Raw genomic sequence first — 1,955 nt, forward strand, 5'->3', positions numbered from 1 at the left:
CTGAAGTTACGTAGGCTCTTTCCCCGGTTTCTCGCTGGATCCCGGGGAAAGGGCCACTTTTATACCAATAATTGTAGCCACTAAATTTATTGAAAACCTCTTCATTTCTGGAATGCTGAGGCGTATTCTGTGGGCATGACCAAGTCAACGACCGCGATGCATGTAGCCGTGAACACCTCCCGACGGGTGAACAAGTCCGGCGTGGAGGTCGAGTACCGGTCGGTGCTGCTGCGCCGCTCCTACCGCGAAGACGGCAGGGTCAAGCACGAGACGATGGCGAATCTCTCCGCGCTGCCGGATCCGACCATCGAGACGCTGCGGGCCTCCCTGGCCGGAAAAACCATGGTGGAGGCCGGGGTGTCCCTGCAGATCACCCGGTCCCTGCCCCACGGGCACATCGAGGCCGTCTACGCCATGGCCCGCGGGCTCGGCTTCGAGTCCATGCTTGGGCCGGCCTGCCGGGAACGCGATGTCGTCATGGCGCTGCTGGCCGCCAGGGTCTGCGCCCCGTCCTCCAAGCTGGCAACGCTGTCCTTCTTCGCCGACACCACCCTGGGCCGCGACCTGGGACCGGTCAGCACCGATGATTTATACCGGGCCATGGACTGGCTCCTCAACCGGCAGGGAATCATTGAAAAGGCGTTAGCCCGCAAGTACCTGCGTCCGGAGGTGAACCCTGAGAAACTGGCTCTGTTCGACCTCTCCTCCTCCTGGGTCACCGGCACCCACAACCCGCTGGCCGCGTTCGGGTACTCGAGGGACAAAAAGCGCGGGGTCGAGCAGATCGAATACGGGATGCTGGCCAACCGGGCAGGGGTCCCGATCGCCATGCGCGTCTTCCCCGGGAACACGGCGGACCCAACCGCGTTCATCGCGATTGCCGCCGAGATCCAGGACCTCGCCAAGGTCGAGGACATGGTCATGGTCGGTGACCGGGGCATGATCACCTCCGCCCGCATCACGGCGTTGAAAAAGACGTCCCTGGGCTGGGTCAGCGCCCTGCGCAACACCGCCATCCAGGCCCTCGCCGAGGACCAGGGCCCGTTGCAGATGAGCCTGTTCGACGAACAGAACCTGGCGGAGATCAGCCACCCCGACTACCCCGGGGAACGCCTGATCGCCTGCTACAACCCGGCCCTGGCCGCGATGCGCAAACACAAACGCGCCGAACTGCTCCACGTGACGGAGGAGCGGTTGAAAACCATACAGAAAGCCGTGACCGCCGGCCGGCTCAAGGACGCCGGGAAGACCGGGCTGCGGGTCGGGAAAACCCTGGGGAAGAACAACATGGCCAAGCACTTCACGCTCACCATCACCGACACCTCCCTGACCTGGGAACGGGACCCGGAAAGCATTGCCCGGGAGGCGGAGCTGGACGGGATCTATGTCATCCGCACCAACGTCGGCCAGGACGCCATGGACGCCGCCGAGGCCGTAAGGGTTTACAAGTCACTAGCGAACGTGGAGAAGATCTTCAAGACCCTCAAATCACGGGACCTGCACGTACGCCCGATCTACCACCACACTGAGGAACGCACCCGCTCCCACGTGTTCCTGTGCATGCTCGCCGGGCACTTGACCTGGCACCTGCGCGAGGCCTTGGCGCCACTGACGTTCACCGACGAGGACCGGCCGATCCCCGAAGAGCCCGTCGCCTCCGTCAACCGCTCCGCCGCCGCGCAACGCAAGGCCAGCACCCAAAAACTCGATGACGGCAAAGCGGCCCACAGCTACCAAGCCCTGCTGCGCCACCTGGCCACCAGAACGCGCAACACCATGACGACGAACGGGACCACCGGCACCTTCGAACTCCTCGCCGTGCCCACCGAAACGCAGCATCAGGCCATGACGCTCATCCACGACCACGCCGCCACCTACAAAAAGTAGCCAGACACCCCAGACCAAACGACAGGAGGACCCCCGGAAACCCGGGGATCCTCCTGTCATAACCTGCG

The 1,955-nt window shown here is 63.7% G+C and carries 1 protein-coding gene; it reads left to right on the top strand.

The features are described from left to right. Positions 1-135 precede the first annotated feature (135 nt). Positions 136-1,887, top strand: coding sequence for an IS1634 family transposase (locus CVV68_RS22830; RefSeq protein ID WP_110503268.1), 1,752 nt, complete (start codon positions 136-138; stop codon positions 1,885-1,887). The last annotated feature ends 68 nt before the right edge of the window (positions 1,888-1,955 follow it).

This window comes from Arthrobacter livingstonensis, assembly GCF_003219815.1.
GTDB lineage: Bacteria > Actinomycetota > Actinomycetes > Actinomycetales > Micrococcaceae > Specibacter > Specibacter livingstonensis.

Bases quoted from the DNA above. Each gene is read 5' to 3' on its own strand.
- CVV68_RS22830 (WP_110503268.1), top strand. From the start codon at position 136: ATGACCAAGTCAACGACCGCGATGCATGTAGCCGTGAACACCTCCCGA.